The sequence below is a fragment of the Mesorhizobium sp. P2_A8 genome (assembly GCF_056404935.1).
The window spans coordinates 32931-58089 of record NZ_JBFUDB010000011.1 but is presented as its reverse complement, the minus strand read 5'-3'; the positions used below and the strand labels follow the sequence as shown (position 1 = coordinate 58089).

Below are 25159 nucleotides of genomic sequence, written 5' to 3'. Positions count from 1 at the left end.
ATCTGTTCATGGGCCGGGCAGCGGCTCAGCAATCAGGGAACAAAACAATGAATTTCGTCTCCGTCCGCATCATCACGTCAGACGTCCAGCGACTCGTGCGCTTCTACGGCGAGATCACCGGCATGCCCGTGACCATGTACACGGAGGACTTCGCGGAACTGGTGACGCCGGCCTGCACGCTGGCGATTGGCAGCACGCGCACCTTGCAGCTGTTCGGCGGCGACGTCGCCCGCCCCGCCGACAACCACACCGCCATCATCGAATTCCGCGTCGGCGACGTCGATGCGGAATTCACCAGGCTGTCGGACACCATCAAGGACGCAACCGTGCAGAAACCGACCACCATGCCCTGGGGCAACCGCTCGCTGCTGTTCCGCGACCCGGATGGCAATCTGGTGAACTTCTTCACGCCCGTGACCGCCGAGGCGATCAAGAAATTCGACAAGCAGGTTGTTGCCTAACCTACTTCTGGTTCCATTTGCGGATGACCGGCTCGGTCAGATCATGCTCGTAGCCGAGCACGCTGATGCTTGCGGTGTCCAGCACAAACAGTGCGCCGCCGTCCGGCGGCAGGCCGATCCAGCGGACCGCCAGCACGCGCAGGAAATGCGCACTGGAAAACACCAGGATGTCGGCACCGGCCTTGCGCAGCCCGGCGATGATCGTATCGGCGCGCGCGCCGACATCGGCCGCCATCTCGCCCTTCGGGCAACCGTCGCGAAACACGTTCCAGCCCGGCCGCTCGGCCAGGATCTGTTTTGTCGTCAGCCCCTCATAGGCGCCGTAGTCCCATTCCTGCAGATCGTCCTTCTTGACGCTCTCGGCACCAAAGCCGGCCAGCACGCTGGTGTTGTAGGCGCGTTGCGACGGGCTCGACCACACCGCCGAAAACGACAGGCCCTTCAGCCGATCGGCGACACCGCGCGCGGCGGCCTCGCCTGCCGGCGTCAGCGGCATGTCTGTGCGGCCGGTGTGCTGCCCCGAAAGGCTCCACGCCGTCTCGCCATGCCGGACCAGGTGGATCTGCGGAAACGCGTTGCTCATAGGGTGCCCCTCAAAATCGCCGGCACCTTAGATGACGATTTGCCGAAGGGGAATCCGGCTGACGCGAAAGTGTCTGGTCGCCTGGCCTTGATCCGCATCAAGCCGGCCCTGTGATGGGCCCGATGGCGCAACTATATCAAGGTCAGCCCTATCAAGCGGCTCCCGCCACCCAAGGGCTTTGGCCCTTGCACAACAGGTCGCATCATCATGTACACACATTTGCTGATTGCCACGGACGGATCGGAACTCGCCGACAAGGGCGTTGCCCATGGCCTGGCGCTGGCCAGCCGCCTCGGCGCCACCGTTACCTTTGTCAACGTCACCGAGCCATTCCCGATGTTCGCCTGGGGCGGCGCCATGGCCGGCTATGCCGCGGGCGATGAATTGGCTGCCTACAAGGAAGAGGCGGGCCGATTTGCCAAGGACGTGCTCGACAAATGCAAGGCGTCGGCGGACCTCGCCAACGTGCGCGCCGAGGTGGTGCATATCGAGGACAAAAAGCCCGCCGAGGCGATCCTGGAACTGTCGCAGGCTGAGGGCTGCGACCTGATCGTGATGGCCTCGCATGGGCGCCGGGGACTGGGCAGGCTGCTGTTGGGCAGCCAGACCGCCGAGGTGCTGTCCTACACCGAGATCCCGGTTCTGGTGGTCCGCTAGATCGCGGCCTCGCCCGCGAGATAGACCCCCAGCACCAGCAGCCCGACGAAGAACACCGTGCGGAAGGTCTCGACGCTCATCCGCTGGCGCAGCATCTGGCCGATGAACATGCCGGCCAGCGCCGGCACAAGGGCCGCGACCGACCCCGCCAGTTGCGCCGTCGGCGATGCGAAAGCGCCCGTCCTGAAAAGCCCGATGGCGAGGGCTGAAGTCGATATGGTGAAGGACAGGCCGAGCGCCTGGATCAGGTCCTCCTTGTCGAGCCGCAGTGACTGCAGATAGGGCACCGCCGGGATGACGAAGACGCCGGTGGCGCCGGTGACCAGCCCGGTCGCCACGCCGACCAGCGGCGACGCCCACGCCTCGTGGCGCGCCGGCGTGGTGAAGCCGGCCCTGGCGAGGCCGACAAGGGCATAGAGCACCAGCGCCGCGCCTAGCCCTGCCGACGCCAGCGCCGTATGCGCGCCGGTCAACAGACCGGCGCCGGCCACGGTGCCGAGCACGACGCCGGCCATCATCGTCCACAGCCGCTTGCACAGGCCGGCGAAGGACGGGCCGGTGAGCAATTGCCAGAGATTGGTGACCAGCGACGGGATCAGCAGCAAGGCGGCGGCCTGCGCCGGCGGCATCGTCACCGCCAGCAGCCCCATCGCCACGGTCGGCAGCCCCATGCCGACGACACCCTTGACCAGGCCGGCGGCAAGAAAGACGGCGCTGGTCCAGGCGATGACGCCGGCGCTCAGCACGGTGACAGCTTCAAAACAGCGGCCGGATCAGTCATGCAGCAGCATGTCCGTCGCATCGGTATCCGGGCCGGTGGCATCGGGTACCGGCGCACCATCGCGGCTGACAGGGGTCGCCGTGCATCCCCGCAGGCCGGGTTCCGCCCGCGCCATGGCAAGGCAGGCCACCGCGATGGCCAGCACGATCGCCGTGCTTTCAAGAATGCCAAGTCTGCCTGATGCTCGTTCGCCCATCGCACATCTCCACCCAAAAACGTTTGACGCAGATGCAGGCCGGCCACAATGTGGAAGTTACACGGTCAGCCTTCGGCCTGGACGAAGGCTGGAGCTGGACGCCGCCCGGCTTTGCCAGGCTGCCATCCGTTTTGCAGGAGCAAGAAATGCGCTTCGACCTGGTCGATCTCCGGCTGTTCCTGCTGGTGGCCGAACGCGGCAGCATCACCCATGGCGCCGAACTCGCCGGACTGGCCTTGGCTTCCGCCAGCGCCCGCATCAAGGGCATGGAAGAGCGGCTCGGCGCGCCGCTGCTGGAGCGCCGCCGCCGCGGCGTGGTGCCGACGGCGGCCGGGCAGGCGCTGCTGCATCATGCGCGCGCCGTGCAGAACCAGATCGAGGCGATGGCCGGCGACCTCGCCGCCTATGCCACCGGCCTGCGCGCCCGCGTCCGGCTGCTTGCCAACACCGCCGCCACCGGCGAATTGCTGCGCGACATCCTGCCGGCTTTCCTGGTCGCGCATCCCCGGATCGACATCGATCTCGACGAGCGCCCCAGCCACGAGATCGCCGAGGCGGTGGCCAGCGGTGCCGCCGATCTCGGCATCGCCGCGACCTGGGCCGGCCTTGCGCATCTCGAGCAGAAACCGTTCCTCATCGACCGCCTGGTGGTGATCGCCGCGCGCGACTGGCCGGGGCTCGCCGGCCTGCGTACCGCCGGCCTCGCCGACATTCTCGGCCAATCCTTCGTCGGCCTGAGCACCGGCCATGCGCTGCAGGAGCACATCACGCGCCAGGCCGCGCGCCTTGGCGGCCACCTGCATATCCGCATCCGCGTGCCCGGCCTCGACAATGTCTGCCGGCTGGTCGCGCAAGGTGCGGGCATCGCCATCGTGCCGGAAAGTGCCACGCGCCGCTCGGCACGCACGCTGCGCTGCCTGCGGCTGACCGACGACTGGGCGACGCGCCAGCTCAATCTCTGCGCCCGCCGCTTCGACGAGCTAACGCCGCAAGCGAAATTGCTGGCCGCCGCGCTGGTCTGAAGCCACGCCGGCGCCCGCAACCGCACGCCGGCCGGCGGACATATCCCCATCGACGCGGAATCATTACCTTGCATTTCAAAAATCTGTGACGTAGCTTGTTTGCACATTGGCAAAGAATTTGCCGTCATTTTTTCTTTTTATGAAAGACAAGGCCTTTGCGGGAACATCTCGATCTGACCGATCGGCGGCTCGTCAAACAGCTGTCGCAGGACGCGCAGCCGGGCATCAACCGCCTCGCCGAGATGTTGGCGATTTCGGTGCCGACGGTGCGCACGCGGCTGCGCAACCTGCTCGACCGCAACCTGCTCAAGATCGTCGGGCTCTTGAACCTGACCGAGCGCCCCGAGCTGATTTCGGCCATTGTCGGCATCAACGCCCAGGGCCGCGGCCGGGCCCGCGAACTGGCGCAGCGCATTTCAGAACTGCCCTTCGTCAACTCGGCTTCGGTGGTCACCGGGCGCTTCGACATCATCGTCGACGTGACGGTGGCCGGTGACGTCGCCGATCTCTACCGCGTCACCAGCGAGTTGATCCCGGGTGCCGGCGAGCCGGGCGAAGTCGTGCGCAGCGAAACCTTCGTCGTCATGGCGTCCTGCAACAAATGGGTCAGCCTGCCGGAAGGCTGCTGGTCTGACGACAGCATCCGCAAGGAGCCGGCATGAGAATAGCGGTTCTCGGCGGCCTCGGCCTGCAAGGCCGGGCGGCCATCGCCGATCTCGTCGCCAGCGGTGTCGAGGACGTGGTTTGCGTCGACACGGCACCGGATGGTGCGGCTCGCCTTGCCGGCCTGACCGATCTTGCCCGCGTGCGCTTCGTGGTACCCGAGGGCGCGATCGGCCCGGCGCTGGCCGGCGTGCTGACGGACGTCGACGCCGTCATCGACCTGTTGCCGCAGCCGCTTATGCGCGAGGCGATCCAGGCCGCGATCGCAACACGCACGCCGCTGGTCACCACCAATTACGGCAAGGCCATCGCCGACCTGGCGCCGGCAGCCGAACAGGCCGGCGTCTCGATCATGACCGAATGCGGGCTCGATCCCGGCATCGACCTTGTGCTCTACGCCCGCGCCGCAAGGCAGTTCGACAGCATCGCCTCGATCGATTCCTATTGCGGCGGCATCCCCGAACCGAAGGCGATGGCCAAGCCGCTGTGTTACAAGGTGAGCTGGAACTTCGACATGGTTCTGGTCAGCCAGAACCGTGACAGCGTGATGATCGAGGACGGCGAACGCGTCGCGGTGCCGGCCGGCCAGCAGCACGACAATCCTTTCATCCACGAGATCGAGGTCGCCGGCCTCGGCCGGCTTGAAGCGTTCCCCAATGGCGATGCGCTGCACTATGTCGAGATGCTGGACTCCGCCAAGGGGCTGCGCCGCTCCGGCCGCTACACGCTGCGCTGGCCGGGATGGTCGGCGTTCTGGGCGCCGCTGAAGGAGCTCGGGTTCCTCTCCGAAGACAAGGTTTCCGGCACCACGGTGAGCCCGCGCGAGTTCCTCGGCCGGCTGCTCGGCCCGCAATTGCAATATGGCCCGGACGAGAAGGACCTGTGCGTGATGCGCAATGTCTTTTCCGGCCTCGAAGGCGGCCGCCGCAAGACGGTGACGTCGGACCTGATCATCGAGCGCGACCTGGCCTCGGGCCTGTTCGGCATGAGCCTCGGCGTCGGCTACCCCGCCAGCATCGTGGCGCAGATGCTGGCGCGCGGCGACATCAGCAAACCCGGCCTCCTCAACCCGCTGCTCGACGTGCCCGACGGTCCCTTCTTCGACGAACTGGCCAGGCGCGGCATCAAGGTCGCCGAGACGGTGGCCTGGGACTGAGGATTTTCGAACGGTGGCCGCCGCCGGCAACGGCGCTGCCGCTCAAAAAAGCACCCCGAAGGGTGAAACAACAACGTGGAACGATAAAACAAGGAGGAATGCCAAATGAAGATTGCCAGACTTTTCATCGCCGGACTTGCGCTCGCCGGGCTGACCACTGCGGCCAGCGCCGGGACGCTGGACGAAATCACCAAGCGCGGCGAACTGCGCGTCGCCGTGCAGACACAGGGACCGCCCTTCTCGCTGGTCGGCGCCAATGGCGAACGCACCGGCAGTTCGGTTGAACTGGCCGAGCTGATGGCCAAGGAAATGGGCGTCAAAATCACCTTCCTCGATTTCGACTGGGACGGGCTGATCCCGGCGCTGCTGTCGGGCAAGGCCGATCTGCTGGTCGCCGACATGACGCCGACACTGGCGCGCGGCATGAAGGTCGCCTTCACCACACCTTACATGTATACGGGCAGCACCGTCTTCACCAAGGCCGACAGCAAGTTCAAGTCGACCGACGACTGCAAGGCCAAGGGCACCAAGATCGCCGTTCTGCTCGGCGCCACCGGCGAAAAGGAAGCCAAGACCGCCTTCCCCGATGCCGACATCAAGAGCTACAAGGGCGGCGGTCCGCTGCTGCTCGACGCCGTCAACAACGGCCAGGCCGATTGTGGCGTCAACGACGTCTCGGCGGTTAAGGGCCAGTCGACGGCCTATCCGGCCGGCACCTTCACCATCATGCCGGATCTCTTGTCGAAGGAGCCGCTTGCCTTCGCCACCCGCTATGACGAGCCGGACCTGCTGGTCTGGATGAACCTGTTCCTCAACCAGGTCAGCATCGACGGCCGGCTGCAGAAGAACCTCGACTATTGGGTCAATTCCGACGCCTGGAAGAAGGACCACTAAGCAGCACTTCGTTCGGACGAAACCGCGCCAGACTGGATCGGCGCGGTTTCGTCCAACACGCTGCCGTCACGGATAGACTTCGCTCTGGGGACTCACCCAACGATGCTCGAAAATTTCAGTTTCCGCACCATCGTCGAATACCTGCCTTTGTTCGGGCAGGGCCTGGTCACGACCGTCTGGCTGTCGGCGCTGTCCTTTGTCGGCGCGCTTGTCGTCGGCATCGTGCTGTGCGCCATGAACCTGCAGCGCGGCTGGCTGTTTCGTACGCCGGCCAAGGCCTATATCGACGCGGTGCGGGCCACGCCCTTGCTGGCGCAGCTCTATTTCCTCTATTTCGGCCTGCCGCGGCTCGGCTTCGTGCTGCCGGAGCTGGTCGTCGGCATCCTCGCGCTGTCACTCAACAGCGGCGCCTATGTCGCTGAAATCATTCGCGCCGGTATCCTGTCGATCTCGCGCGGCCAGGTCGAAGCCAGCGTCGCCTCGGGCATGACCTATGTCCAGCGCATGCGCCTGGTCATCCTGCCGCAAGCCTTCAAGGTGACCATCCCGCCGCTGCTCGGCCAGGCGATCGTGCTGGTCAAGGACTCCGCACTTCTGTCGCTGATCTCGGTTGCCGAGTTGACGCGCGCCGGCCAGTTGCTCGCCTCCGACCGCTTCATGCCGGCGGAAGGTTTTCTCACCATCGCCGCTTTCTACCTCTTGCTCTATTACTGCCTGAAGGGACTGGCTTCTCTGTCCGGCCGCTGGCTCGGCACAGCGGGGGCGCGGACATGATCTGGCAACAGCTGCAAAGCCTCGTCGGCAGCTATCCGCTGGCACTGCGCGGCCTCGGCATGACGGTGGTGCTGTCGCTGATCAGCCTGGTGCTCGGCACCCTGCTCGGCTTCGGCCTCGGCATCCTGCGCACCGGCGGCAACCGGCTGATCGGCAGCGTCATCGGCGCCTGGGTCGACCTGATCCGCGGCACGCCGTTCCTGGTGCAGATCTTCCTGATCTTCTTCATCCTGCCGGAGTTCGGCATCGAGCTCGATGCCTTCACCGCCGGCATCATCGCGCTGACCAATCTTGCCGCCTGCTTCATCTGCGAGATCGTCGCCGCCGGCATCCGTTCGGTGCCGACCGGCCAGGTCGAGGCGGCACTGGCGTCAGGCCTGTCGCGCTGGCAGCGCATGCGCCAGGTGGTGCTGCCGCAGGCGATGCGCATCGTGCTGCCGCCGCTGGTCGGGCAATATGTGCTGCTGATCAAGGATTCTTCGGTCGTCTCGGCGATCGGGCTCACCGACCTCACCCGGGTCGGCTGGCTGGTGGTGCAGCGTGTACCCAACGGCTTGCTGGTCTTCTTCCTCGTCGGCGTCGGCTATTTCATCGTCTGCTATCCGCTGATCATGCTCGCCCGCCGGCTCGAGCGGCGCATGGGTGCGGCGCATGGCGAGGTACAGCTATGACATCGAACCCCAAAGGTCCGGAAAATATGACCAAAACCGGCATGATCGACTTTCGCGGCGTCAACAAATGGTTCGGCCCGCTCAATGTGCTGAAGGACATCACGCTCAGCGTCGAGCCACGCGAAGTGGTCGTCGTCTGCGGTCCGAGCGGCTCCGGCAAGAGCACGCTGATCCGCTGCGTCAACGGCTTGGAGGCGATCAAGGATGGCGATCTCGTCGTCGACGGCCAGCGCCTTGGTGACCCCGCCACCAACATGACGCAGTTGCGCACCGAGATCGGCTTCGTCTTCCAGTCGTTCAACCTCTACCCGCACAAGACCGCACTCGAGAACGTCACGCTCGCCCCCATCCATGTCCGCAAGATCCCGCGCACCGAAGCCGAAAAGGCCGGGCGCGAACTGCTGGCCAAGGTCGGTCTCGCCGACAAGGTCAACGCCTATCCCGCGCAGCTCTCCGGCGGCCAGCAGCAGCGCGTGGCGATTGCCCGTTGCCTCGGCATGCGGCCCAAGATCATGCTGTTCGACGAGCCGACCTCGGCACTCGACCCCGAGATGATTTCCGAAGTGCTCGACGTCATGGTGGCGGTCGCCGAGGAAGGCATGACCATGATGGTGGTGACGCACGAGATGGGCTTTGCCCGCAAGGTCGCGCAGCGCGTGGTGTTCATGGACGCCGGCGCCATCGTCGAAAGCGGCACGCCGGACGAGTTCTTCTCGCACCCCAAGACCGACCGCAGCCGCGCCTTCCTCAGCAAGATCCTGCGGCACTGAAGCAATACCGCAAGGTTATCGCGGCCGCGGAACCTGCGCATCGGACAAGCGGAGAACCCGCCGAGACGCGCATGTTCGAGAAGCGCATCACTGCGCCTTGCCCATGGCGCGAAGCGCGTTGGTCGCCGCGGTGTATTCGATGAAACTCCTCGGGCAATCGCGCACCGCAAGCCGGTAAAGGCGCACGGCCTCTTCCTCGCGATGTTGCAGCCGGTGGAACTCGGCGCCGAAGACATTGGCCTCGCAGACTTGCTCATTCTGCGTCATGCTGTCTTGATCTTCGGCGGCGGCCAGCGCCATTTCGGGCGTCTGGTCGCCCAGCAGCATGCGGACCAGCGGCGCCGGCCATTTCGTCATGTCGAGCTTGGCGTCGCGCAGGATACTCGGCTGCCCATTGTGGCGGCGGGTGAGGTCGAGCCACATCGCGTAGTAGGCATTGTCGGCCTGCAGCGCCGCCGCCTGTTCGAAGTCGGCCTGCGCCTTGACGGGCGAACTGGAATAGAAGCTGAGCATTCCCCTGCCACCGTAGAGATCGGCGTCTTTCGGGTCGATGCGTATGGCTTCGTCGTAGTCGCCGAAGGCGCCGTTGTAATCCGCCTTCTGCTCCCGCACGAGGCCGCGACACTCGAAAGCACTGGCATCTTTCGGACTGAGACTGATGGCCTTGCCGCAATCCGCGATGGCGCGCTCGTGCTCCCCCTTGTAGAGCCAGACAAGGCCGCGACCGCTATAGGCATCGGCATACTTGGGTTCGAGGCTGATCGCCTCATCGTAATCCGCGATGGCTCTGTCGTACTGAGCCTTGCGGCTGAACACCCAGCCGCGCCTCCGGTAGGCAGCAGCATATTGCGGGTCGAGTTTTATCGCCTGATCGTAGTCGGCGATGGCGCTGTCGTATTGGCCCTTGCGGCTGAACACCCAGCCTCGGTTCCTGAAGGCGCTGGCCATATCAGGCTTGATCATGATGGCGACGTTGTAGTCTGAAATGGCGCGGATGTATTCGCTCTTGGACGCCCAGGCCCTGCCCCTCTCGTTATAGATCCAGGCATCTCCTGGAGTGATGATGATTGCCTGGTCGTAGTCCGCGATTGCACGGTCGAGGTCACCCTTTTCAAACCAGATGAGACCCCGATTGTTGTAAGCCTTGGCGTAATTCGGATCGACGCCGATCGCCTTGTCGAAATCCGCCATGGCGCGGTCGGGCTCCTTCTTCAACGACCACGTCCAGCCACGATTATTGTACGCTACCGCATCTCTGGGATCGACATCGATAGCTTGCCCGAAATCCGCGATGGCACGGTCGTAATCTTTCTTTCCGAGCCAGACATTGCCACGATCCCTATAGGTCTCGGCATCCCTTGGATCGAGCTTGATGGCCTCGCCATAGTCGGCAATGGCGCGATCGGTGTCGCCCTTCCTGACCCATGCGTCGCCGCGGCGGTGCCAGGCATTTACGTGTTTCGGATCGAGGCTGATCGCCTGGTCATAGTCGGCGATGGCGCGCTCGTCATTGCCCTTGTACGCCCAGGCTAGCCCGAGGTTGAAATACTGATCGGGGTCTTGCGGATCGAGAAAGATCGCCTGGCTGTAGCTGGTGACGGCGCCGTCGTAATCGCCCGTGCGCAAAAAGGCATTGCCGCGATTGTTGTAGGCGGTGCTGTTTGACGGATCGAGGCTGATCGCCATGTCGAGGTCGGCGATGGCTTTGACATAATCGCGCTTGACGTCGTTCCAGATCATGCCCCGGTTGCTGTAGGCAACGGCGAGTCGCGGATTGAGGCTGATCGCCTGGCTGTAGTCGGCAATAGCGCGGTCGTAGTCACTCTTGTGGCCCCAGGCCAGCCCGCGGTTGTTGAAGGCATCGGCGTCTTTCGGATCAAGGCTGATCGCCTCGCCGTAATCGCCAATGGCGAGGTCGTAAGCACCCATATCGTCCGATGCGTTGGCGCGGTTGTAATAGGCAAGGGCCCGATCGCTGGAGGTCGTCGCCTTGTCCGCGATGACGCCTGTGCAGGCGGCGATCCGCTTGGCGGTTTCAAGCTTGTCGTTACCGCAATCTTCCACACCGCCAGCCACGGCGGGAGCGCCGAGCGCAAGCAGGACAAGAAGACTGGCGAGGACCCGCCGCCCCTGCTGCATCAGCCGCTCGACTTGCCACCCATCAAACATCATGTCAGCAGATTCTGGATCACAAATACGGGTTGCTGGTCTCGTGCTAGACTTGATCAAACAAATCCTTGGTCTTCGCAAGTCGGCACCGCAAAGAAATGGTCAAATCCAACCCGCTACGCAGGCCTGTCAGCGCATGCAGGTCGGATCAGCACGCCCGGGACGCGCTTTCTTCGTCAATATGACGGTGCTGGTTTGCCAAAGCCTCTGCCGCGCCGGAGCAAGATTCTGTGTTGCTCTAGCGCGCCTCTTCCGGCCTGCCGCCAATCGCAAACGCAAACCGGCTGTCGCGCCGTCTCAGCAGCGCGATGGCGAGGAAGGCGATGACGCCACTCGCGGCGACGACGACCAGCACCCACAGCGAATTGGCGACGGATGTCCGCGCCATCATGAAGGCGAGCGCGAACGGCGCGAAGGCCGAGGTGAACTGGCGGGCAGCGCTCGCCCATCCCAGCCGCGCGCCATAGCCTTCGCGGCCGAAGAGCTCGAGCGGCAAGGTGCCGCCGACAATGCTGGTGAGGCCGGAGCCGAGGCCGAACAACAGCACGAACAGGAAGGCGCCGGGCAGCCATGGCGTGGTCAGCAGCAACGCGCACAGCCCGGCCGTGAGCAGCGAAGCGGCAATGACGGCGAGATGCGTTTGCTGAAGGCGGCCGCCAAACAGCATGTTGATCAACCGGCTGGCGACCTGCGCCGGCCCGAACAGGGTCGAAACGAAGAGACCGGCCGCACCGAGCCCCAGTGCCGCCGTCAGCGGCACCATGTGGATGAGGATCGCCGACAGCACGAAGCCCTCGGTGGCGAACCCCGCCAGCATCAACAGGAACGCCGCCCGTCCGCGCCGCGGATCGGGCCGCGCCCCCGCTTCATGGACCGGCCCGCGCTGCTGCGGCGTGGCCGTCGCGTGGCGGCGCGACAGCCGCATCAGCCAGGCGTGGATCGGCAGGCAGAGCCCGAGATTGAGCGCCGCGAACAAAAGATAGACCTCGCGCCATGTCAGATGCGCATGCAGCGCCGAGGTCAGCGGCCAGAACAGGGTCGAGGCGAACCCGGCGATGAGCGTCAGGTGGGTGATGCTTCGTTGCGGCCGGGGCACCCCGATCTGCACGATCGCCACAAAGGCGGCGCTGTAGAGGACGAAGCTGGAGGCCAGTTCCATTGCCAGCAATGCCAGAACAAAGGTCACCCGGCCGGGCGAGACGGCGCACAGCGCCAGCGCGAGGGCCGCCGCGACCGAGCCGACGGTCATGATGCGCCCGGCGCCGAACCGGTCGGCCCAGCGCCCGGCCGTGGGCGCGAACAGGCTGCCGGCAAACAGCGAGGCGGACAAGGCGCCGAACACCCACCCTTCCGCGAGGCCGAACTCCCCAGCCATTGCCGGCGCCAGGATCGAGAAGCTGTAATAGAGCGTGCCGTAGCCGATGATCTGGGTCAGCCCGAGCCCCCAGATCGCCTTGCGCAGGACAGACCGGTCAGGCATCGGCGCCTACGGCCTCCGCCGCCTTGGCGCCAACCGAGGGGCGGCCTGTCGCGCAACCGCAGCCCGACGCGCCCTTTGCCTTGGCGTCCGCATCCCTGGCGCAGCAGGCATCGACATTGACTGGCGAAGGTCCGCCGCAGCAGCCTTCGCTGTCCAACCCCGTGACGACGTCGGCACTGCACACGCCGGTCTCCGGCAGCACCAGCCGCACCTCGCCGGCCGCGACATGGTCGCCGGCAATGTCGGCGACCACCGAACGGACCTGCTCGTAGCCGGTCGCCATCAGGAAGGTCGGGGCACGGCCGTAGGATTTCGAGCCGACGATGGTGAAGCCGGGTTCGGGGTGCGCGAGCTCCCTTATGCCATGCGCGGGAACCGTGCCGCAGGAATGGAAATTCGGATCGATCAGCGGCGCCAGCGCCGGCGGCGCTTCGACGGCGGGATCGAGCGCGATACGGATTTCGCCGAGGAACGACAGGTCGGGCCGGAAGCCGGTGGTGACGACGATGCGGTCGACGGCAAGGCTGAACGGCCTGCCGGCCAGGCTGGCGTCGACGGCAAGTCCCTCGCCCTGCGTCTCGATGCTATTGACGGCGAAGGCCGCCAGCATGTTCAGCCGTCCGTCCGCCATCGCCTGCTTGGCGGCGAGCCCAAGCGCGCCACGTTCCGGCAACTGGTCGTTCAGCCCGCCGCCAAGCAGCCGATCGACGCTGGCGTGGCGCAGCGCCCAGAAGATCTCGGTGTCCGGCGCCGCGTCCTGCAACTCCATGAGCGCCAGGGCGACATTGATGGCCGAGTGCCCGCCGCCAACGACGAGGACCCGCTTGCCCGCATAGCTGTCCCTGGCTTTGCCGACCACGTCGGGAATGCCGTAGGCGATGCGCCCGGAGGCCGTGCTTTCGCCGGCAACCGGCAGCCCGTCGACGCCGATGGGGTTCGGCCGCGACCATGTTCCGGACGCGTCGATGACGGCGCGCGCGAGAACGCGGTGCTCGCCGCCGGCATCGCGGTAGCGGATGACGAAGGGAGCGTCCTTGCGACCGTCATTGGCGACCTTGTCATGTCCCTGACGGGTGATCGCGGTGACCTCGGCGCCGAGCTTCAGGTTGCCGGAGATCCCGGGAAGTGCGGCAAGCGGCGCCAGATAATCGCGCACGATCTCGCCGCCGGTCGGCAGGCCCCGCATGTCCGGCGCCGTCCAGCCGGAGCGGTCGAGCAGCGCCCGCGCCGCCGCGTCGATATTGTATTGCCAGGGCGAAAACACCCGCACATGGCCCCATTCGAGCAGTGCAGCACCGACGCTTTCGCCACGTTCCAGGATGAGCGGACGGAGGCCGCGTTCGACGAGATGCGCGGCGGCGGCGAGGCCGACCGGGCCTGCCCCGATCACCGCCACGGGAAGACTTGCCATCATGTCCATATGTTCGATCCTTCCGGTATCTTCGAATTACAAAGCAAAAAAATCAGGCCAGCGCCTTGCCGACTGCAGGCGCGCAGGTGGCATCGGCGCAGCACTCATCGGCGAGATAGCCGATCAGGGCATTCATGCCGGGATAGTTGGCGCGGCAGATCAGCGTTGTCGCTTGCCGCTCCTGCGTCACAAGGCCGGTGTCGACCAGACGTTTGAGGTGATGCGACAGCGTCGAGGACGGGATGTCGAGCTTGCCCTGGACGCTGCCGACGGCAAGCCCGCCGTCACCGGCGCGCACGAGGATGCGGTAGAGCTGAAGCCGCGTCGGGTTGCCCAGCGCTTCGAGCTGGGCGGCTGCTTTTTCGAGTTTCATGGAAATAAGCTACGCGGCGCTTGCCGAGTCGTCAACCAAATTTCGAAAAATGTGGAAATACCATCAGCCGCCCCGCTTGCCCGAAGCGCCGATGACCACCTCGCCATCCTCCTTGGCGAACGCGCCGATGTCCGGGTTGGGCAGGATGTCCAGCACCTTTTCCGACGGCCGTGCCAGCACGACGCCGAGCGGGCTCACCACGATCGGCCGGTTGATCAGGATCGGATGCGCCAGCATGAAATCAAGGATCTCGTCGTCGGACCATTTCGGATCGGCGAGGCCGAGTTCGGCATAGGGCGTGCCCTTCTCGCGCAGCACCTTACGCGGTGTCATGCCCATGGCCGCGATCAACTCGACCAGCGTCTGCCGAGACGGCGGCGTCTTCAGATATTCGATCACCTCCGGCTCCTCGCCCGACTGCCGGATAATGGCCAGCGTGTTGCGCGAGGTGCCGCAGGCCGGATTGTGATAGATGGTGATGGTCATTTCGCGGCTTTCATCTGTCTGGTTGGTTTCGGTTCGGCAAGCAGCCAGCCCGCCAGGGCCATGGCCAGCAGCGCTCCCAGCAATTCGGCAGCTATGAAACCCGGCAGGTCGACCGGGCGGATGCCGAGCGGACTCGGAGACAGAGCCCGCGCCCTGCCATCATGTGACCGCCAGCACCTTTCCCGTATCGTGCTGGCGTACGAAATCCACCCGGGCGCCGTCCCAATGGTAGCTGTAATGCCGGCCCTGGACCGGGATGGCGATCGCGTCCGGCCAGAAGATGCCGATGCAGCCCCCGCCTGGCATGCGCACGCTGGTCCACACCAGCCCGTCGCTGCCGGCGGCCCGTAGCGCCCGCCCTTCCGCCTGCGAGGCGCTGTAGTCGTCCGGATCGAGCACGCCGGGCACCGCGTTCACGTCATCGAGGTCGCGGTCGACGCTGCCGATCAGGACGCGGAAATCCGCCGTCCAGCCCGGATCCTCATTGGTGGCGCGCATGAATTTCTGATGGTGGTGGATGGTCTCGGCGAGCGCCACCTCTTCGCTGTCGCCGGCATAGTAGAGGCCGTAGCTGCCATCCGAGAACCGGCCCGGCCGCAGGGTCGAACAATGCACGAAGGGCGCCATCACGAAGCTGGCGCCGGGGCCTGAAATCCGCCGGGCGGCCGACACCTTGCCGAGATCGCCGATCTCAAGCCGGATGCGTGGGTTCGTCTTCTCCTCGACGGCGGCCAGTGCCTCCCAGTCGCGCGGGTCGGCAATGTCCTCGAACAGGTCGATCGGCGGATGGATGGAGCGGATGATGCGGAAGGTCTGGGGCCAGTGGACGCGGCGACGAACCGCAAGCCCACTCACCATGCGCCACGCTCCGCATCAAGCCATTCGCGCATCGCGGCAAGGTCGGCGATCTCTCCGCGCAGCATCAGGTCGAGCGCCGATTGGCCGCCGAAGATGGCATTCGGCTTGCGGATCCAGGCATAGCCGCGCGCCGGCTCCGAAAAGAGGTAGCGCAGGCCCTTATGGATGCCCATCAGATGCGCCATGCGGGTGCGCAGGTCGCGATCGATCCTGCCGATGCCGCCCTCCTTCGAGCGTGCCCCAATCTTCCAACGTGCCCACGTGCGCGCCGACATGCCGCCGAGCAGGATGCAGGCCTCCAGGTCGGTGAGATTCCAGGCCTTGAACAGGTTGACAGTGGTGCGCGCCAGCGCGCCCGCCTCGTCGTCGGTGATGACGCTTCCCACCGTGGCCGGTGTGGTGACTATCGGCTGAAGCTGCATTTTTGCTCCTCACTATTGGCAGATATATAGCACGTATCTGCCAATTGGCAAGGCTGGGGTGTGGCGCGCCGCCGCGTCATCAGGGCGGCCCTTGGCGAAACTGGGTCGTGTGCCTACTCCGCCGCCTCGTAACCGGCGATGCCCTTGATCTCGAGGAAATCCTCGAGCCCGTATTCGGCATATTCGCGGCCGTTGCCCGACTGCTTGTAGCCGCCAAACGGCAGGCCGGCGTCCCAGGTCGGATAGTTGATGTAGACATTGCCGGTGCGCATCCGCGCCGCCACTTCGCGCGCCTTCTGCATGTCCTTGGCCTGGATGTACGAGGCAAGGCCGTAGACCGTATCGTTGGCGGTTTCGATCACCTCCTCGACGCTGTCGTAGGGCATGATCGCCAGCACCGGTCCAAAGACCTCCTCGCGCGCGATCCGCATGTCGTGGGTGACGTCGGCGAACACGGTCGGCCGGACATAATAGCCGCGGTTGAGTTCGGCAGGACGGCCGGGGCCGCCGGCAACCAGCGTCGCACCCTCGTCGATGCCGCTCTGGATCAGCTCCTGGATCTTGTCGAACTGGACCTGGCTGACGACCGGGCCGAGCTTGGTGCCGGCCGCGTCGGCGGGACCGACGGTGAACTTTTCCGCCGCGGCCTTGGCATAGCCGGCGGCCTCGTCGTGGCGGTCGCGTGGCACGAACATGCGCGTCGGCGCGTTGCAGGACTGGCCGCTGTTGCTGAAGCAGCCGGCGACGCCCTTGGTGACGGCCTTCGCAAGATCGACATCGGGAAACAGGATGTTGGCCGACTTGCCGCCGAGCTCCTGATGCACGCGCTTGACTGTATCGGCGGCGGCCTTGGCCACCAGGATGCCGGCGCGGGTCGAACCGGTGAACGACATCATGTCGATGTCGGGGTGGCTGGACAGCGCCTGTCCGACGCCCGGTCCATCGCCATTGACGAGGTTGAAGACGCCCTTCGGCACCCCGGCCTCGTCCAGGATTTCGGCGAAGATGATGGCGTCGAGCGGCGCGATCTCGGACGGCTTGAGCACCATGGTGCAGCCGGCGGCAAGGGCGGGACCGACCTTGCAGGTGATCTGGTTGAGCGGCCAGTTCCACGGCGTGATCAGGCCGACGACGCCGATCGGCTCCTTGACCACGAGCGAGCTGCCCTTCACGTGGCGGAACTCGAACGACTTCAGCACGTCCGCCATCTTCTGCAGATGCGCGAGACCGACGCCGACCTGGCTGTCCAATGCCATCTGGCGCGGCGCGCCCATCTCGCGCGACACGGCGAGCGCCAGATCCGCGCTGCGCTTCTTGTAGATCTCTATGATGCGGTTCAAGAGCTCGAGCCGCTCGCCGACGTCTGTGAAGCCGAACGTGCTGAAGGCGCGCTTGGCCGCCGCCACCGCCTTGTCGGCATCGGCCTTGGAGCCGAGCGAGATCTGCGCGAAGGCATCCTCGTTCGACGGATCGATGACGTCGAACGTGTTGGGAACAACCGGATCGACCCACGCGCCATCGATATAGAACTGCAGATTGTGTGACATGGTTTTCTCCCTGGGGTGCGCCGCATGGCCGTGCCGACCGTCATATGTGGCTAGAAATAACGATGCACAAACGGCGCTGTCAAACGCAAGAGCCAAGTGATTGAGCCAGCCTGTGCAATATGCCTTCGTCGTCCTGGGGCGGGCCGCTCGGCATCAGCCTGCCAGCCTCTTGCTCATATAGACCGTCACACCATTCATGAACGGCTCTTCCCGGTCCACGATATAGCCGCATCTTTTGTAGAGCGACACATTGGCCTCGAAGGCGCCGTTGGTCAGCAGGCGCAGCTCGCGGCGCTCCGCTTCGATCGCCTGGCGCTCGGCCCGCTCCAGCAAAAGCCGGCCGATGCCCCTGCCCTGCGCCCGCGGTACGACGCAGACATTCTCGATCCAGAGGTGATCCTCGGCCAGCATGGTTTCGATCATCCCGACAATGGCGCCATCCTCGACGGCGAGATCGAACGGATGCTCGGCAACGGCCTTGTCGTAGTCGGCGCGCATCGGCAGCGGCTCGCGGCCAATCACCGGCACCCATTTGGCATAGGCGGCGCGAACGATATCCCTGATCGCGGGGGCATCCGCCGGCTCGGCCGGCCGAAGCCGGATGGAAGAAGTGATTGTCATCGAAAATGCTCCAGGCATGAAAAACCCCGCCGGCGGCTGTCGCGGGCGGGGCTGGAAACGAACGAACCGGGTCTATCGTGCCGGTCTTTGTCGTCGCGCAATCAGCTTGCCGCTCCGCACTGTGCGAGGGCGGCGTCGCTTGGTGTTGGTGGGCGCAAGGACGAACATGGCGTCAAGCTGGAGCAGGAAGAGCGGCGCTGTCAAGCCGACAGCTCAATCGGTAATGTCTCATCTCATGGAATCGCTAATGCCTTGCGGTAACGGCAATTGATCGATGGACAAAATATGACCAGGACGCTGAACAAGGCGGTGCGGATGGTCGCCATCCTGAACCTTGGCTATTTCGGAATCGAGTTTGCCGTGGCCGTGTGGATCGGATCGGTCTCGCTGTTCGCGGACAGCATCGATTTTCTCGAGGATGCATCCGTCAACCTGCTGATCATGGTCGCGCTGGGCTGGACCATCCGCAATCGAGCGCGGCTCGGAATGGCGCTGGCGGGAATACTTCTGATCCCGGCTTTGGCGACCCTTTGGACGGCCTGGGAGAAATTCAACATCCCGATCCCGCCAGCGCCCGTTCCGCTAACGCTTACCGCGGCCGGCGCGATCCTCGTCAACCTGTCGTGCGCGCTCATGCTCGCTCGCTATCGCCATCACAGCGGCAGTCTTACCCATGCGGCATTCCTGTCGGCCCGCAACGACGTCCTCGCCAATGTCGCAATCATTGCCGCCGGCCTAGTCACGGCCTTCGTGTGGAACTCGGCCTGGCCAGATATTATCGTTGGCCTGGCAATCGCCGCCATGAATGCGGATGCTGCCCGCGAGGTTTTCACGGCCGCAAGACGCGAATTCGCGCAAAGCCAAATTTCAAGCTGAGACACGACCGCCGATCCGGGCACGGTCCTTGCGCCTTCAATACTCCTGGGCCGTCGGCCGGAACAGGATTTCGTTGATGTCGACGTCGTCGGGCTGGCTCATGGCGAACACCACCGTCCGGGCGAAAGAATCGGCCGGGATCGCCACGCGGTCGTAGAGCGCGCGAACGCCTTCGGCGACATCAGGCTCGGTGACGCTGGCGGGCAGTTCGGTCGCCACGGCACCCGGCGAGATGATGGTGGTGCGGATGTTGTAGGGTTTTACCTCCTGGCGCAGGCCTTCCGAGATGACGCGCACCGCGTGTTTGGTCGCGGCATAGACGGCGCCGCCCGGCCCCACCTTGTGGCCGGCCACCGACGACACGTTGATGATGTGGCCGCTCTTCTGCGCCTTCATGTGCGGCAGTGCAGCTGCGATGCCGTAGAGCACGCCCTTGATGTTGACGTCGATCATCCGGTCCCAATCCTCGACCTTACCGCGTTCGAGCGGCGAATGCGGCATCAGGCCGGCATTGTTGATGATGACGTCGACGCGGCCATGGCCCTTCACCGCAAGGTCGACGAGATGCCGGACCTGGCCGACATCGGTCACGTCGGTCGCCAGGATGGCGTCCTTGCCGAGCGAAAGCTCGCCGGCGAGCGCCTGCAGCCGGTCGAGACGGCGCGCGCCGAGCACCAGCTTTGCGCCCTCTTTCGCCAGAAGCCGCGCGGCGGCTTCGCCGAGCCCGCTGCTGGCGCCGGTGATGACGACGACCTTGTCCCTGATGTTCTGGCTCATGATCTCTTCCTTCTGATATTTGGCGTTGCTGACGGCGGCAGCTCTGGCGTTCGAGTGGACGGCTCAGCCCGGCACGTCGACCCGGCCAAGCCAGCCTGTGACCTGCTCGAGCGTCTCGCGCTCCTGGTCGCACTGCTTGGAAAACCCTTCGATGAGCCGCGCCCCCGGCGCATGGTCGGCAAGGACCTTCAGGCTCTGCCCGAGGCCGTAGCCGCCATGCGTGATGAACGGCACCAATGTCTTGCCCGACAGATCGTGCCGCGACAGGAAGGAGCGGATCACCGAAGGCGCGGTCATGCCCCAGATCGGAAACCCCAGGAAGACCGCCTCGTAGGATGCGATGCCCGGCACCGTGTCGGCGAGCGGCGGTTCAAAGCCGGAGTCTCGCTGCTGTTGCGCGACCGCGACCTGTTGCTCGTAGTCTTCCGGATAGGGATCGACGGTCTGGATCTCGAAGATGTCAGCTCCGAGAGCCCGACTGATCTGGTGCGCGATGACGCGCGTATTGCCGGTGCGGGTGTAGTACGCCACCAGAATTTTGGCGCCGTCCGCCCGCCGCGCCTTCGACGCGCTGGCAGGCAGGCTCAATCCAGTGCTCAATCCGGCACCCAGTGGCAATGCAAGCGCGGTCATAAGCGCACCTCGCCTTGAGACTGACTGGCTCATCTCGCTCTCCTAGTGCGCCTGGCTCAGCGATCGATCCTTGCCGCCTGTTGCGGGGAGTAACGCTCTCCCTGCACGGCAATTACCGAGACCGCGCTCTCGATGTTGCGAAGTTCGTCCACCGTCAGCGCAACGGCGGACGATCCGATGTTCTCCTCGAGGCGATTGAGCTTGGTGGTGCCGGGGATCGGAACAATCCAGGGCTTTCGCGCCAACAACCAGGCAAGCGCGACCTGTGCGGGAGTCACCTTCTTCTCGGCCGCGATCGCGACGATCGCATCGACCAGCGCCTGGTTCGCCTTCCGGGCCTCCTCTGCAAAACGCGGGACGGTGTTGCGGAAGTCGCTGCTGTCGAACGTCGTGCTGGCGTTGATGGCGCCAGTGAGGAAGCCCTTGCCCAGGGGGCTGAAGGGCACGAAGCCGATCCCCAGTTCTTCGAGAACCGGCAGGATCGCCTCCTCGGGCTCCCGCCACCACAGCGAGTATTCGCTTTGCAGCGCGGCGACCGGTTGCACCGCATGCGCGCGCCTGATCGTACGCACGCCCGCCTCGGAGAGGCCGAAATGCTTCACCTTGCCCTGTTGGATCAAGTCCTTCACCGCGCCGGCCACCTCCTCGATGGGTACGACCGGATCGACGCGGTGCTGGTAGAGGAGATCGATGTGGTCGGTCCGCAACCGTTTGAGCGAGGCCTCGACGACGTCGCGAATATGCTCCGGCCGGCTGTCCATGCCGTCGTGTCCGGCTGTACCAGCGATGTCGATGCCGAACTTGGTGGCGATCACCACCTGGTCGCGGATTGGCAGCAGCGCCTCACCGACGACCTCCTCGTTCGTGAACGGGCCATAGACCTCCGCGGTGTCGAAGAATGTGACGCCGCGCTCGAACGCCGCCCGGATTAGCCGGACAGCATCCGCCGTTTCCATCGGTTGCCCGTAGGACTGGCTCATGCCCATGCAGCCCAGCCCGATGGCCGAGACTTCGAGACCGCTGTTTCCAAGTGTGCGCTTTTGCATTGCTGTTCTCCTTTGTTCAGGCCTGGTACTGCGCGTCGCTGACATGCTCCATCCAGTCGACGGCCTTGCCGTCGAGCGCCTCCTGGATGGCGATGTGTGTCATAGCGGTGGTGGGTGCCGCGCCATGCCAGTGCTTCTCGCCCGGTTCGAAGCGAACCACGTCGCCGGGCCGGATCTCCTCGACCGGGCCGCCCTCGCGCTGCACGCGTCCGCAGCCGGCGGTGACGATCAGCAGCTGACCGAGCGGATGGGTGTGCCATGCGGTGCGCGCGCCGGGCTCGAAGGTCACGGCATTGCCGGCCGCGCGCGCCGGGGCGATGGCTTGAAACAGCGGATCGATGCGCACCGTGCCGGTGAACCAGTCGCCCGGCCCCTTGCCCGAGGCTTGAGAGCCGCTTCGCTTGATGTCCATGATCTTATCCCTTCTTCAAAAGGCGCCGCCTTCAAACGAGGCAAATCGCTGCCGTCATTTTTCAGGGCCGCCTGATTTTGGGAGCCCGATTGTGATGACGCCTTTTTAGGGCCTGCGATTGGCCGTGATTAGCTGCTATATCCGGCATGTACTTATGAGAAGGACTCATGAATGCCGCGGGATAATCTCAACGAGCTGACCGCCTTTCTCGCCGTCGCGCGTGAAGAGAGCTTCACCCGGGCGGCGGCCAAGCTCGGCGTCTCGCAATCGGCGCTCAGCCACACGGTGCGCGCGCTGGAGGAACGGCTGGGCCTGAGGCTGTTGACCCGCACCACGCGCAGCGTCTCGCCGACCGAGGCGGGCGAGCGCCTTTTGCGCACCGTGGGGCCAAGGCTCGACGAGATCGAGACCGAACTGACCGCCTTGAGCGCGTTGCGCGAAAAACCCGCCGGCACCATCCGCATCACCGCCGGCGAGCACGCCGCCGATGCGGTCCTGTGGCCGGCGATCGCCCGACTGCTGCCGGACTATCCCGACATCAGGATAGAGATCATCGTCGACTATGGCCTGACCGACATCGTCGCCGAGCGCTACGACGCCGGCGTGCGGCTTGGCGAACAGGTGGCGCGCGACATGATCGCGGTGCGCATCGGCCCCGACATGCGCATGGCGGTGGTCGGCGCGCCGGCCTACTTCGCCACCCGGCCAAAGCCGCGCACGCCGCAGGACCTGACCACCCACAACTGCATCAACTTACGCCTGCCGACCTATGGCGGGCTCTATGCCTGGGAATTCGAGAAGGCGGGGCGCGAACTGAAGGTGCGCGTCGAAGGTCAGCTGGTGTTCAACACGGCCGCTCTGCGGTTGAATGCCGTGCTTGCCGGCCTGGGTCTTGCCTATCTGCCCGAGGACCAGGTGCATGCGCACCTTGCCGACGGCCGGATGGTGCGGGTGCTGGCCGACTGGTGCCCGCCCTTCCCCGGCTACCACCTCTATTACCCCAGCCGTCGGCAGGCGACGCCCGCCTTCTCGCTGCTTGTCGACGCCTTGCGCTACCGGGACCAAGTTTGAACGATCTGGATCGCATCCGAGGCCGTTCTATCTTCCTGCCTGAACGTGAACTTTCTTAAGAACACCGGAGCCATCGCCATGACCGAAACCGCGCTTGCCGACACGTATCGCGGCTACATCGCTTGCCTCAACGATCAGGACTGGCAGCACCTGCACCGCTTCGTTCATGACGAGGTGCACTACAATGGCGACCGGGTCGGCCTGGCCGGCTATCGCAAGATGCTGGAGCGGGATTTTTCCGAGATCCCGGACCTGTATTTCGACATCCAGCTGCTGGTCTCCGATATGCCGTTCATAGCCAGTCGGCTTCAATTCAACTGCACTCCAAAGGGGAATTTCCTTGGCCTGCCCGTCAACGGCAGGAAAGTCTCCTTCAGCGAGAACGTCTTCTATGAATTTCTCGACGGCAGGATCAGGCACGTCTGGTCGGTGATAGACAAGGCGGCCATCGAAGCGCAGCTTAAGCGGATGTCGCCTGAAAGTCCCTGCTGATCCCTACATCGAGGCAAAACGGCAATCGTTTTGAAAAATCGATCATTCTAACGAAAATAATTCGTTGGAAAGATTGGTCTAGGAATGGCATTCCTCCAGTTAAGTCGCCTGGAGCATTGCATTGTCTTCCCTTACCCACATCGCGAACGATATTCCGAAAAGCCTGATTTCCGCCGAACTCGCCCAGGGGCGAAAGTCGCTCAATTCGGCGTGGAACGGCGTCATTCCCGGCATCGTGCTTGTGGCGATGATCACCGGTGTCGCCTTCTCGGCCCGCAATGTCTCCGGCTTCGCTCTGTTCAGCCCGATGATCCTCGCCGTCGTCGCCGGCATGATCTATTCCAACGTGCTCGGCACGCCCGCCCACGCCAGGGCCGGCATCGCCTTTTCGCAGCGCCGGCTGCTGCGCTTCGCCATCGTGCTGCTCGGCTTCCAGCTGACGCTTGGCCAGGTGGTCTCGATCGGCGCCGGTGGTGTCGGCATCGTCGCGCTGACGCTTGGCGCCACCTTCGTCTTCACCATCACGCTCGGCCGGCTGATCGGCGTCGACGCCAAGCTGGCGCAGCTGATCGCCGCCGGCACCTCGATCTGCGGCGCCTCGGCCATCGTCGCCACCAACATCGTCACCGATGCGCGCGACGAGGACGTCACCTACGCCGTCGCCTCGATCACGCTGTTCGGCACCGTCGCCATGCTCGGCTTCCCGCTGCTGGCACCCGTGCTCGGCCTCGACCAGCACGCTTTCGGCCTGTGGGCCGGCGCCTCGATCCACGAGGTCGCGCAAGTCATCGGCGCCGGCTTCCAGAACGGCACCCAGTCCGGCGAGATCGCCACCGTCGCCAAGCTGACCCGCGTCGCCATGCTGGCGCCGATGGTCATCGTGCTCGGCCTGATGGCGCGCCGCAAGGGCAGCGACCCGTCGGCAGCACGGCCGCCCATGCCGTGGTTCGTCGCCGCCTTCGTCGCCGTGGTGGCACTGAACAGCCTCGTCACCGTGCCTGCCGAGGTGAAATCGGCGATGGCGCTTGCCACCACCATCATGCTGACCATGGGGCTGGCCGCCATGGGCCTGCAGGCCGACATTTCGCAGCTGCGCTCGCGCGGCCTGCGCCCGCTGGCGCTCGCCTTCTCGGCCTTCCTGTTCATCGGCTGCTTCAGTCTGATGCTGGTGAAGTTCGCCTGAGCCAGACCAGGGCATGTTGAGATTCAGGCCAGGCCGAGCCGAGAACGATGGCTTTCGAGAACCGGAGCGGAGCGTAGCTAAAGTACGTGAGCACCGAAAGCGCAGAGAGCCGCCGTTCGCAGGCCGGCCTCACCTGAATATCAATATGCCCTAGTCCTCGAACGAGCTCGCCGCGGTATAGATCGCCGCCAGCGTCTCGATGCCGGCCTGGTCTGCCTTGTCGAAGCGGCCTGGCAGCGGGCTGTCGAGATCGAGCACGCCGAAGACGCCGTCATCGTCCTCGAGCAGCACGACCAGTTCCGAGCGCGAGTCGGCGTCGCAGGCGATGTGGCCGGGGAAATCGTGCACGTCCTTGATCAGCATCGAGGTGCCGAGTTCGACCGCCGTTCCGCAGACGCCCTTGCCGACCGCGATGCGCACGCAGGCCGGCTTGCCCTGGAAGGGGCCGAGCACCATTTCCTCGTCGGATTGCAGGAAATAGAAGCCGGCCCAGTTGAGGTCCGGCACCATCTGGAAGATCAGGGCCGCGGTGTTGGCGGCGTTGGCGATCGAATCGCGCTCGCCGTCGAGCAGCGCTTTCAGTTGCGTGGCGAGGTCGCGGTAGAACGCGGCCTTGTCCGACGTGTCGATGGCCTTGGCCGCAAACATGGCTTGTCTCCGTATCGAGAATCGCG

Annotated in this window: 30 protein-coding genes and 1 pseudogene; 13 read left to right on the top strand and 18 right to left on the bottom strand. The window is 65.0% G+C overall.

All coding sequences use genetic code 11. From position 1 onward, the window contains the following. Window positions 1-47: 47 nt before the first annotated feature. Window positions 48-461 carry a VOC family protein gene (locus AC1D10_RS29660; protein ID WP_477278264.1) on the top strand — a complete coding sequence of 138 codons (414 nt, stop codon included), beginning with the start codon at window positions 48-50 and terminating at the stop codon, window positions 459-461. Window position 462: 1 nt separating this feature from the next. Here AC1D10_RS29660 and AC1D10_RS29655 read toward each other — a convergent pair whose 3' ends face one another. Continuing rightward, a complete protein-coding gene (locus tag AC1D10_RS29655) occupies window positions 463-1044 on the bottom strand; it encodes a histidine phosphatase family protein (RefSeq protein WP_477278262.1) in 582 nt (193 codons plus the stop codon). 207 nt (window positions 1045-1251) lie between these two features. Here AC1D10_RS29655 and AC1D10_RS29650 point away from each other — a divergent pair, with 207 nt between their 5' ends. After that, on the top strand, window positions 1252-1701 hold the full coding sequence (locus tag AC1D10_RS29650) for a universal stress protein (RefSeq protein ID WP_477278260.1): 450 nt from the start codon (window positions 1252-1254) through the stop codon (window positions 1699-1701). On the opposite strand, the gene AC1D10_RS29645 is transcribed toward AC1D10_RS29650, so the two are convergent. Then, the gene (locus tag AC1D10_RS29645) at window positions 1698-2447 is read right to left on the bottom strand and encodes a sulfite exporter TauE/SafE family protein (RefSeq protein ID WP_477278258.1); all 750 of its coding nucleotides are present in this window, start codon (window positions 2445-2447) and stop codon (window positions 1698-1700) included. The genes AC1D10_RS29650 and AC1D10_RS29645 overlap by 4 nt on opposite strands. Before the next feature lie 27 nt (window positions 2448-2474). Then, window positions 2475-2678: a hypothetical protein gene (locus AC1D10_RS29640; RefSeq protein WP_477278256.1), complete on the bottom strand. Its 204-nt coding sequence runs from the start codon at window positions 2676-2678 to the stop codon at window positions 2475-2477. Window positions 2679-2824: 146 nt separating this feature from the next. Here AC1D10_RS29640 and AC1D10_RS29635 point away from each other — a divergent pair, with 146 nt between their 5' ends. The 7 genes from AC1D10_RS29635 (at window position 2825) to AC1D10_RS29605 (ending at window position 8628) form a co-directional block, all read left to right on the top strand. Further along, window positions 2825-3700, top strand: a complete 876-nt coding sequence (locus AC1D10_RS29635) for a LysR substrate-binding domain-containing protein (protein ID WP_477278254.1) — start codon at window positions 2825-2827, stop codon at window positions 3698-3700. Between the two features lie 155 nt (window positions 3701-3855). Further along, window positions 3856-4362: an Lrp/AsnC family transcriptional regulator gene (locus tag AC1D10_RS29630; RefSeq protein ID WP_379098735.1), complete on the top strand. Its 507-nt coding sequence runs from the start codon at window positions 3856-3858 to the stop codon at window positions 4360-4362. After that, window positions 4359-5519, top strand: coding sequence for a saccharopine dehydrogenase family protein (locus AC1D10_RS29625; protein WP_477278252.1), 1161 nt, complete (start codon window positions 4359-4361; stop codon window positions 5517-5519). The genes AC1D10_RS29630 and AC1D10_RS29625 overlap by 4 nt, the downstream gene beginning before the upstream one ends. Window positions 5520-5624: 105 nt before the next feature. Further along, window positions 5625-6413: an ABC transporter substrate-binding protein gene (locus AC1D10_RS29620; protein WP_477278250.1), complete on the top strand. Its 789-nt coding sequence runs from the start codon at window positions 5625-5627 to the stop codon at window positions 6411-6413. 102 nt (window positions 6414-6515) lie between these two features. Continuing rightward, on the top strand, window positions 6516-7187 hold the full coding sequence (locus AC1D10_RS29615; protein WP_477278248.1) for an amino acid ABC transporter permease: 672 nt from the start codon (window positions 6516-6518) through the stop codon (window positions 7185-7187). Further along, the gene (locus tag AC1D10_RS29610) at window positions 7184-7858 is read left to right on the top strand and encodes an amino acid ABC transporter permease (protein WP_477278246.1); all 675 of its coding nucleotides are present in this window, start codon (window positions 7184-7186) and stop codon (window positions 7856-7858) included. Before AC1D10_RS29615 ends, AC1D10_RS29610 begins: the two co-directional genes overlap by 4 nt. A gap of 26 nt (window positions 7859-7884) precedes the next feature. Continuing rightward, complete coding sequence (locus tag AC1D10_RS29605) at window positions 7885-8628, top strand: amino acid ABC transporter ATP-binding protein (RefSeq protein ID WP_477278244.1); 744 nt, start codon at window positions 7885-7887, stop codon at window positions 8626-8628. An 87-nt stretch (window positions 8629-8715) separates the two neighbouring features. On the opposite strand, the gene AC1D10_RS29600 is transcribed toward AC1D10_RS29605, so the two are convergent. The 10 genes and pseudogenes from AC1D10_RS29600 to AC1D10_RS29555 all read right to left on the bottom strand — a co-directional run bounded on the left by AC1D10_RS29600 (window position 8716) and on the right by AC1D10_RS29555 (window position 17995). Then, window positions 8716-10800, bottom strand: a complete 2085-nt coding sequence (locus tag AC1D10_RS29600) for a tetratricopeptide repeat protein (RefSeq protein WP_477278242.1) — start codon at window positions 10798-10800, stop codon at window positions 8716-8718. 235 nt (window positions 10801-11035) lie between these two features. Further along, a complete protein-coding gene (gene arsK / locus AC1D10_RS29595; protein WP_477278240.1) occupies window positions 11036-12277 on the bottom strand; it encodes an arsenite efflux MFS transporter ArsK in 1242 nt (413 codons plus the stop codon). Next, entirely contained in the window at window positions 12270-13697 is a 1428-nt protein-coding gene (locus AC1D10_RS29590; protein ID WP_477278238.1) for an NAD(P)-binding domain-containing protein, read from the bottom strand. Before AC1D10_RS29590 ends, arsK begins: the two co-directional genes overlap by 8 nt. Before the next feature lie 43 nt (window positions 13698-13740). After that, the gene (locus tag AC1D10_RS29585) at window positions 13741-14061 is read right to left on the bottom strand and encodes an ArsR/SmtB family transcription factor (RefSeq protein ID WP_111543255.1); all 321 of its coding nucleotides are present in this window, start codon (window positions 14059-14061) and stop codon (window positions 13741-13743) included. A 63-nt stretch (window positions 14062-14124) separates the two neighbouring features. Next, window positions 14125-14547: an arsenate reductase (glutaredoxin) gene (arsC, locus tag AC1D10_RS29580; protein ID WP_477278236.1), complete on the bottom strand. Its 423-nt coding sequence runs from the start codon at window positions 14545-14547 to the stop codon at window positions 14125-14127. Further along, window positions 14544-14699 (bottom strand): annotated as a pseudogene (locus tag AC1D10_RS29575) (aquaporin family protein); the annotation flags it as partial. The pseudogene AC1D10_RS29575 and the gene arsC, both read right to left, overlap by 4 nt. Window positions 14700-14706: 7 nt before the next feature. Continuing rightward, window positions 14707-15405, bottom strand: a complete 699-nt coding sequence (locus AC1D10_RS29570; RefSeq protein WP_477278234.1) for an RES family NAD+ phosphorylase — start codon at window positions 15403-15405, stop codon at window positions 14707-14709. After that, window positions 15399-15827 carry an MbcA/ParS/Xre antitoxin family protein gene (locus AC1D10_RS29565; RefSeq protein ID WP_477278232.1) on the bottom strand — a complete coding sequence of 143 codons (429 nt, stop codon included), beginning with the start codon at window positions 15825-15827 and terminating at the stop codon, window positions 15399-15401. The genes AC1D10_RS29570 and AC1D10_RS29565 overlap by 7 nt, the downstream gene beginning before the upstream one ends. A 113-nt stretch (window positions 15828-15940) precedes the next feature. Continuing rightward, the gene (locus AC1D10_RS29560) at window positions 15941-17374 is read right to left on the bottom strand and encodes an aldehyde dehydrogenase family protein (protein WP_477278230.1); all 1434 of its coding nucleotides are present in this window, start codon (window positions 17372-17374) and stop codon (window positions 15941-15943) included. A 153-nt stretch (window positions 17375-17527) separates the two neighbouring features. Further along, entirely contained in the window at window positions 17528-17995 is a 468-nt protein-coding gene (locus AC1D10_RS29555; protein ID WP_477278228.1) for an N-acetyltransferase family protein, read from the bottom strand. A 285-nt stretch (window positions 17996-18280) separates the two neighbouring features. On the opposite strand from AC1D10_RS29555, the gene AC1D10_RS29550 reads away from it, so the two are divergent. Further along, window positions 18281-18871, top strand: coding sequence for a cation efflux transmembrane domain-containing protein (locus AC1D10_RS29550; protein ID WP_477278226.1), 591 nt, complete (start codon window positions 18281-18283; stop codon window positions 18869-18871). A 36-nt stretch (window positions 18872-18907) separates the two neighbouring features. On the opposite strand, the gene AC1D10_RS29545 is transcribed toward AC1D10_RS29550, so the two are convergent. The 4 genes from AC1D10_RS29545 to AC1D10_RS29530 form a co-directional block, all read right to left on the bottom strand. After that, window positions 18908-19648, bottom strand: a complete 741-nt coding sequence (locus tag AC1D10_RS29545; RefSeq protein WP_477278224.1) for an SDR family oxidoreductase — start codon at window positions 19646-19648, stop codon at window positions 18908-18910. 63 nt (window positions 19649-19711) lie between these two features. Beyond that, window positions 19712-20314 carry a flavodoxin gene (locus tag AC1D10_RS29540; RefSeq protein WP_477278223.1) on the bottom strand — a complete coding sequence of 201 codons (603 nt, stop codon included), beginning with the start codon at window positions 20312-20314 and terminating at the stop codon, window positions 19712-19714. 23 nt (window positions 20315-20337) lie between these two features. Then, window positions 20338-21327: an aldo/keto reductase gene (locus tag AC1D10_RS29535; RefSeq protein ID WP_477278221.1), complete on the bottom strand. Its 990-nt coding sequence runs from the start codon at window positions 21325-21327 to the stop codon at window positions 20338-20340. A 16-nt stretch (window positions 21328-21343) separates the two neighbouring features. Then, window positions 21344-21739, bottom strand: coding sequence for a (R)-mandelonitrile lyase (locus AC1D10_RS29530; protein ID WP_379098679.1), 396 nt, complete (start codon window positions 21737-21739; stop codon window positions 21344-21346). Window positions 21740-21910: 171 nt separating this feature from the next. Between AC1D10_RS29530 and AC1D10_RS29525 the strand changes: the two genes are divergently transcribed. The 3 genes from AC1D10_RS29525 to AC1D10_RS29515 all read left to right on the top strand — a co-directional run bounded on the left by AC1D10_RS29525 (window position 21911) and on the right by AC1D10_RS29515 (window position 24485). Beyond that, window positions 21911-22810, top strand: a complete 900-nt coding sequence (locus tag AC1D10_RS29525; protein ID WP_477278219.1) for a LysR family transcriptional regulator — start codon at window positions 21911-21913, stop codon at window positions 22808-22810. A 78-nt stretch (window positions 22811-22888) separates the two neighbouring features. Continuing rightward, window positions 22889-23302, top strand: coding sequence for an ester cyclase (locus tag AC1D10_RS29520; protein WP_477278217.1), 414 nt, complete (start codon window positions 22889-22891; stop codon window positions 23300-23302). 121 nt (window positions 23303-23423) lie between these two features. After that, the gene (locus AC1D10_RS29515; protein WP_477278215.1) at window positions 23424-24485 is read left to right on the top strand and encodes a YeiH family protein; all 1062 of its coding nucleotides are present in this window, start codon (window positions 23424-23426) and stop codon (window positions 24483-24485) included. Between the two features lie 150 nt (window positions 24486-24635). On the opposite strand, the gene AC1D10_RS29510 is transcribed toward AC1D10_RS29515, so the two are convergent. Further along, on the bottom strand, window positions 24636-25133 hold the full coding sequence (locus AC1D10_RS29510; protein WP_477278213.1) for a GAF domain-containing protein: 498 nt from the start codon (window positions 25131-25133) through the stop codon (window positions 24636-24638). Window positions 25134-25159: the final 26 nt, after the last annotated feature.